The sequence below is a fragment of the Xanthobacter autotrophicus genome, assembly GCF_029991245.1.
GTDB lineage: Bacteria > Pseudomonadota > Alphaproteobacteria > Rhizobiales > Xanthobacteraceae > Xanthobacter > Xanthobacter autotrophicus_C.
Genome location: NZ_JAIVFO010000191.1, coordinates 1 through 6,595 on the forward strand (window position 1 = coordinate 1; position 6,595 = coordinate 6,595).

4 protein-coding genes and 4 pseudogenes are annotated in these 6,595 nt (G+C 61.0%); 5 read left to right on the forward strand and 3 right to left on the reverse strand.

Annotation, left to right across the window (positions count from 1 at the left end; genetic code table 11):
- Positions 1-354 (reverse strand): annotated as a pseudogene (locus tag K9U41_RS20985) (IS21 family transposase); the annotation flags it as partial.
- Positions 355-558: 204 nt separating this feature from the next.
- Between K9U41_RS20985 and K9U41_RS20990 the strand changes: the two are divergent.
- Positions 559-3,741, forward strand: a complete 3,183-nt coding sequence (locus K9U41_RS20990; RefSeq protein WP_282642795.1) for a PKD domain-containing protein — start codon at positions 559-561, stop codon at positions 3,739-3,741.
- 220 nt (positions 3,742-3,961) lie between these two features.
- A pseudogene (locus K9U41_RS20995) lies at positions 3,962-4,080 on the forward strand (IS3 family transposase); the annotation flags it as partial.
- A gap of 117 nt (positions 4,081-4,197) precedes the next feature.
- Here K9U41_RS20995 and K9U41_RS21000 read toward each other — a convergent pair.
- A complete protein-coding gene (locus tag K9U41_RS21000; protein WP_282642796.1) occupies positions 4,198-4,341 on the reverse strand; it encodes a hypothetical protein in 144 nt (47 codons plus the stop codon).
- Between the two features lie 110 nt (positions 4,342-4,451).
- Here K9U41_RS21000 and K9U41_RS21005 point away from each other — a divergent pair, with 110 nt between their 5' ends.
- Both K9U41_RS21005 and K9U41_RS21010 read left to right on the forward strand, forming a co-directional pair.
- Positions 4,452-4,667 carry a helix-turn-helix domain-containing protein gene (locus tag K9U41_RS21005; RefSeq protein ID WP_349237863.1) on the forward strand — a complete coding sequence of 72 codons (216 nt, stop codon included), beginning with the start codon at positions 4,452-4,454 and terminating at the stop codon, positions 4,665-4,667.
- Between the two features lie 81 nt (positions 4,668-4,748).
- On the forward strand, positions 4,749-4,955 hold the full coding sequence (locus K9U41_RS21010) for a hypothetical protein (protein ID WP_282642798.1): 207 nt from the start codon (positions 4,749-4,751) through the stop codon (positions 4,953-4,955).
- 137 nt (positions 4,956-5,092) lie between these two features.
- Here K9U41_RS21010 and K9U41_RS21015 read toward each other — a convergent pair.
- Positions 5,093-6,111, reverse strand: a pseudogene (locus tag K9U41_RS21015) (IS110 family transposase); the annotation flags it as partial.
- 191 nt (positions 6,112-6,302) lie between these two features.
- Here K9U41_RS21015 and K9U41_RS24005 point away from each other — a divergent pair.
- Positions 6,303-6,434: pseudogene (locus K9U41_RS24005) on the forward strand (IS630 family transposase); the annotation flags it as partial.
- Between the last annotated feature and the right edge of the window lie 161 nt (positions 6,435-6,595).

Consider the following 6,595-nt stretch of genomic DNA (forward strand, 5'->3'; position numbering starts at 1 on the left):
CGCTGATAGCGAGGCCTGGTCACATCGCCAGCCCTTGGCATAGAGCCGCACAGCGTCATAGCCGCCCGCGTAGCCGAGGCCCCGCAACTCCTCGAAGATCCGGATCAGCGTCAGGCACTCGCGAGCCTGACGGGTCTCGTTCCTCGACGGCATCCGATCGAGCTCGCCCTTCCAGACGCCCAGCTTCGGCATCGGCTGCACCGAGCGCTCATACTCGAACGCCGTCTCGTTCGAGCGCAGAACCTTGCGAACCACCTTCCGAGAGATCTTCAGCTCCCGGCAGATCGCTTTGATCGCCTTGCCCTGAACGAAATACGCGCGACGGATCTTCGCGATCGTCTCCACCACAAGCATCCCAAACCTGGCCTCCGATAACCTCGATGACACTGTGAACCCCTCCGTCAGAGGGGGCCCGTTTGGACGCCGATAACCCCTCAAACAGGGGGCCTCAATCCACGCCGATTTACAGGTTGCGGTGAAAATGGAAACATTTAGGGTATGTATGGAAGCTGACCAGCCTGATTAGTCTGCGTTTGTTGCAACTCAAGGGAGGCCCCTATGGCGAGCCAAGTCTATACAGCTTCAACCAGCGCGGAGCTGATGAGCTTGTTGCAGAGCCATCCCGAGGGTGGGATCGAGATCCAACTCAAGCCCGGCCAATATAGCTTGACACTTTCAAAGTGGAGCGGTGCCGACATTACTTACGACGCTCCGATTACCATTACATCGACCGATCCTAACAATCCTGCGGTCTTCACCAAGCTGTCGCTTGCCAATGCATCAAACCTAATTTTCGACAATTTGGTCTTCGACATGACCGTGCCCACGGGCAAGGCGTCGACCACATATTACGTCTTCAGCATCAGCGACAGCAGCAAAATCACCATCTCCAATTCGATGTTCGATGGCGATCTGGCATCGGGCGTGTCGGTGGACCAGAACGGTTACGGCACCGGAATCGGCCTGCGGATCATCCGGGGCGATGGGGTGACGATCGCCAACAATGAATTCACCACGTTTTTCACCGGCATCACGGTCAACGATTCCACAAATGTCACGCTCAGCGGCAATAATATCCATTCGATGGCTAATGATGGCATCAACATCGCTCAGGTCCAGGGTCTGCTGATCGAGAACAGCTGGCTGCACGACTTCAATGTGTCGCCAGATTCCGCTTACCATCACGACATGATCCAGTTCTACACCACAGGGACGACCGAGCCGACGACGGACGTGATCATTCGCGGCAACGTCATCGACATAGGCGACGGGCAATGGACACAGTCAATCTTCCTGCACAATGAACTGGCGGCGGCGGGAAGTGTCGGCACTTCGATGTATTACCAGAATATCCTCATTGAGGATAATACTATATATAACTCACACTTGCATGGGATCTATGTCGTTTACGCGGATGGCCTGGTCATCCGCAACAATACCATGGTGCAAGTGGCCGACAGCAGTGTCGACACCAGCGCGAACCCGGGGCTCTGGGTGCCCGGGATCGTGGTCGGCAGTGAATCGATCGACGTGACGATCGTGGATAACGTCACCGGCAGCATCGCGACCACTTCGGGCAAGGGGACCTGGAGCGTTGACGGCAATGTCATCATTCAGAACACCAACCCGAGTGCCGCGAACTTGTACGAAGACGTGTTCCTCACCTCCTCCATGGTGGCGGACGAGAACGGCTACCACAGGTGGATCGTCACCCCCGGCAGCGTGATCGCGACGACGGGCGCGGGTTCCTCGGCGCAGCTTCTCGACAGCACGGCCAACGGGGTTGAAGCTACCTTTGACATCACCATGGGCGATAATGCCACGCATACGCTGGTCTTCGACGCCTCCTCCAGCCTGAGCAGTTCGGGGGCACTGTTGGACGATGGGACGACGACCTTCGTCTGGGATTTCGGCGATGGCACGACGGCGACCGGCGCGCTCGTCCAGCACAGCTATGCCGATACCGGCAGCTATGACGTCACGCTGACGGTCACCACCGCCGATGGATCGACCGACACCGCCATCGCCACCGCGCGGATCACCAGTGACGAGATCGCCCACTATGACGTCTCGACCGGGGCCTTCACCGCCGATCGCTACGGCGAGACGGTGGTCCTAGTCGATCCCGTTGGCGACACGGTGCTTGATCTGGGTGCTAAGGGGGCGGTCGCGACCATCTCACGGGACGACCTCGGGGCCTTTTTCGGCGCCAGCGAGTTCAGCATGTCGATGGTCCTGGAATCGGGCGGCGAGGCCAACGACTATGGCGAAATCGCCCAACTGCACAACACCTTCGTCCTCTCGGTGGATAAGACCGGCGCGCTGGTCTTCCAGATGACCACCAGCGACGGCACGCTGAAGCTGACCAGCACTGGCGTGAACATGCTGGACGGTGCCGAGCACGAAATCACGGTGAACTACGATAGCGACGCCGCCCTTCTGGAGATCGTCGCGGACGGCACGGTGGCGGCCTCAGGCGCACTGACCGGGACGGTGCCCCCGCGCGCCTCGTGGGGGCTGAGCTTCGGCAACCCGTGGGGCAGCCAGAATTTCGACGGCTCGCTGTCGCAGTTTTCGCTCGATGTGCTAGGCCAATCTTATTACGAGACGTACACGGGCGACCTTTCTTCCGTGCCCGATGGCACCAGCCCCCAATACGATCAGTTGGTTGACCTAGCGACGATCCTTGCAGGAACGGGGGACGAAGCGCTCACGCTTTCGGGCTCGGGCGTACAGGCCAGCTATTCACGCCTGATGCTGACCTCACTTTATGGTGCCCCGGGGTTCGACCTCTCCTTTTCCATCCAGTCCGATGGCAGCACGGCAAACTCCGGCAACGTGGTGATGTTCTACAAAATGTTCGAGCTCCAGGTCGATTCGAAGGGCAACCTTGTGGCCCTGATCACGACCGAGGATGGCAGCTGGACGGTCAAGAGCGCTGGCGTCAACATGAACGATGGTGCCGTGCATGACGTGGACGTCTCCTACGACAACGACAAGGGGCTGGTGCAGGTGGTGGTCGACGGCGAGATGGTGGGTTCGGGCACGGCGACCGGCGACCTCATCGGTTCCGGTTCCTGGGATCTCAATTTCGGCAACCCGTGGACCGGCAAGAGTTTCGCCTCGACCATCACGGCCTTCAACCTCGAAGCGATTGACCATACCGCCACCGAGGTGGTCTCGGCGAGCGAGATGCCGGTTTTCGATGACTATGTGATCGACATCCTGGCAGCTTCAGGAGGAGAAGACAGCATCGTGCTGACGGGGGCCGGCAGCTCAAAGAGCCTCAGCGGGACCTCGGTCTTCGCCCAATCGGACCGGATTGGCGTTTCGCTTGACTTCACGCGCGCAGAGGCCGACGGCAGCAGCGGCGTGCTGGTGAGCAGCGCCGGCAATCTGATCGTTTCTGTGGAGGGCGACGGGATCGTCGTCAAGACCTACAACGCCACCGGTCAGGTCGTCAACTTCCAAAGCTATGGGCTAGACTTGAATTCGACTGACAGCAATAGCTTGGTGGTCCTTCTGGATACAAAGTCGGACCATTTGCAGGTGATCGTCAACGACCATTTGGTCATTGACGATAGCGGCACTGATTTTGCCTTTACGCGCGGGCTAGGCCAGACATGGTATATAGGCTCTCCTTGGGGGGTCTCACTCGACGGCGCGGTGACTGATTTCCGGCTTGATGACGACTTTACTTTCGTCACCCCACACACGAGCCTGGATCAGGTTTTGGTCTGACCATCGTGCTGCCACCGCGGCCTGAGCCGGCAACATCGCAAGCGGGGGCTGCGGGCCGTCCTATGGCGGCTTCTGTATTAGAAAGCTATTCGACAATTTGAAGCTGTTATCAACGGCCGGTTCTGATTCACCCCATCGAATTGGTCCATCCCGATGTATGTCTTCGGACAGATAGGAAGGACTTTCCAATGCCAAAAAAAAACGCCACAAGCCGGAAGAGATCATCGCCAAGTGCGGCAAGCCAACGTGCTGATCAGCCAAGGAAGCCCCATTGCGGATGCCGTGCGGGCGATCGGGGTGACTTCGCTCACCTACTATCGTTGGCGCCGGGAGTTCGGGCGCATTCCGATAGCTTGCGGCGGTGATGCGGGCGGTGTTCAGGGCGTGCTCGGCACGGCGGCTGACCTCGGCGCGGTGGAAGCCACGCGGCACCGACACATAGCGCTGCAGCACCTCCTACGGCGTGACCGGGGTGTTGCGGGCCGCTTCCCATGCCTGCCGCAGGTGGGCCGCGAAGGTGGGCCGGCTGAAAGGCTGCATGGACTGCCGCAGGAGCGACCAGGGGCGGCGCATTGCTTGGGAGAGGTTGAAAGCGGCCATTGCCACCTCCGTTGCTATCAAATCGTAACGATGATACGATACTTATGACGTAAGACCAACGTCAACATTAGTCGTACCGGAGTTACGAATTGCTGCCGATACAATGCAAAATGGCCCGTACCGCTCTCGCCTTGGGAGTTCGCGATCTAGCCGAGTTAGTTGGAGTTTCACCGGACACGATTGCGCGCCTTGAACGAGGGGAGGCGCTCCGGGAAAAGACTGTCACGGCAATTCGCGTCGCTCTCGAGGGGGAAGGTATCATTTTCCTGTCAGATGGAGAAATCCCAGATGGTGGCCCCGGTGTGCGGTTGGTGCGGCGCCAGTGATGAGCGCCCTTGAAGCCTTTGGCATGCTCTTCATCAAGCAAAATGGTAATGGCCCCCCGGCGTGCGCCCGAGGGACCGGAAATGACAGACGAGCCAGACGGCCAGAAGCCGACCACGCCCTACCACCCGGAAGAGATGAAGGCGACGTGGGACGTGCGCGTGGGCAAGAGCATCTCCCTCCAGGGGACTGCCCACTGGACGCCTGCCGGCGTCGTCACCACCGGGATTGCAGCTTCGGCGGTGCTGCTCTCGATTGCCGCGCTGGTTCGGGCGACGCGGAAGCCGTGATGCGCGCCCTCGAAGAGGCCGGCGTCGAGTTCCTGAACTATGGGCCGCCGGAGGTGAGGCTGCGGTAGGGTGCTCCTTAGACCACCTAACAAAACCATGTGACGGATCGGAAGCAGATGATTGCTCCGCCGTTGACACCTGGTGCTGAGGGCCCGATAACGCGCCGAGAGTTGGGTCTGGGCTTTCCAGGCGATCTCGCGCATAGCCGGCGAGACCTGCTCCAGCCTGTAGAGCTTAGCCTTCCCGACCCTGGGCGGAGCCGGTAGGTCCAGGCGCTCTCGACCAGCATATGGCGCACCCGCCCGTTGCCGGCCTTGGTGATCGAACCGGGCCTGACGGTGTCACCGGTCGAGCGTTCGCGGGGCACCAGCCCGAGATAGGCCATAAGCTGTCGAGGGCTCTCAAAGCGGTTGAGATCGCCGATCTCGACGGCGAAGTAACTGCCACGATCAAATCGACGCCGCGCAGCGCCTGGAGCGCCCGAACGACCGCTGCCAATGACCATCGTGGCACCGAACCTCCTCGATCGCTCCCTCGAGCCGCAGCACCCGCTCCCTTGAGATCCTGACCGCCTCCACCATTTCCTGTAGGGCGATTTGGTGGGCGGGATGATCGAACCTCTGTTCCTGCAGCCAACGTAGGTGGCGGGCACCCCAGGTCGTCTTCCGAGGAAGATGCGGCCGTGCTTGAGCATGAAGCTGCTGACCTGCTGGCGATGGACGCGCTGGGTCTCGACGGCAGCGGCTCGTGCGCGCACCAAGTCCCGCATCGCCTCGTGGCCTTCGTCGGGAACCCACACAGCCGTCAGATCACCCGCGCGCAACAGTCTGGCCAGGGCAACGGCGTCGCGGCGGTTGGTCTTGACCCGATCGCCCGGCTTCCTCGGGATCAGCGCCGGCGCCACCACGGTACAGGAAAGGCCCAGGGATGTGATCAAGCGATGCAGACCATAGCCCGTCGGGCCGGCTTCGTAGCAAAAGTGCACACACTCGCCCTTCGCAGTGAGCCGCTTCACCACTCGGCGCATGCTCTCCTCGGAGGCGTCCACCTCGCCCACGAAGCACACCTCGCCGCCGCGCTCGCCATCCGCCACGGCTATGGCGTTCCGCGCCTTCGACACATCAATGCCGACAAATATCTCGCTACAATGCTCCATGGCTCGTCCTCCTGCGGTGAGGATCGGCTCGGCTTCTCCGAGCAACCCTCGAAGGCGCAGTGTAGGGCGAGCCGCCTCACCTCAACGGACATACGGTCTTACAAATCGGTGGTGTTCTGATTCAAGCTTCCTGCCGGATACGGAGGCCGGCATGCATGGCCAGGACGCTATCCATGTATCTGCGCTAGTGGATGGTGGCCGCGGTTGAGGGCGGGGTGTCGCGGCGGCAGGCGGCCGAGCGCTTCGGGGTGAGCATCGCCAGTGCCGTGCGCTGGTGCGCCAGGGTGCAGGAAACCGGAAGTGTCGCACCGAAGCCGCGCGGCGGTGACACCCTCTCCGCCCGGGTCGAGGCGCAGGGGGAGTGTCAGGAATTTCGTGTGGGGGCGGTCATGATGGACCTTATGGAGGTTCCCGATGGCCCGACGCAAAGCCCCCCGTATTCCTGACGCGCTTCTGGACCAACTTCTGGCCGGCGCCGATCCCA

What these genes read in the sequence shown, in the direction of transcription:
- K9U41_RS20990 (WP_282642795.1), top strand. Translation starts at nt 559, where the DNA reads ATGGCGAGCCAAGTCTATACAGCTTCAACCAGCGCGGAGCTGATGAGC.
- K9U41_RS21000 (WP_282642796.1), bottom strand. Translation starts at nt 4,341, where the DNA reads ATGGCCGCTTTCAACCTCTCCCAAGCAATGCGCCGCCCCTGGTCGCTC.
- K9U41_RS21005 (WP_349237863.1), top strand. Translation starts at nt 4,452, where the DNA reads ATGGCCCGTACCGCTCTCGCCTTGGGAGTTCGCGATCTAGCCGAGTTA.
- K9U41_RS21010 (WP_282642798.1), top strand. Translation starts at nt 4,749, where the DNA reads ATGACAGACGAGCCAGACGGCCAGAAGCCGACCACGCCCTACCACCCG.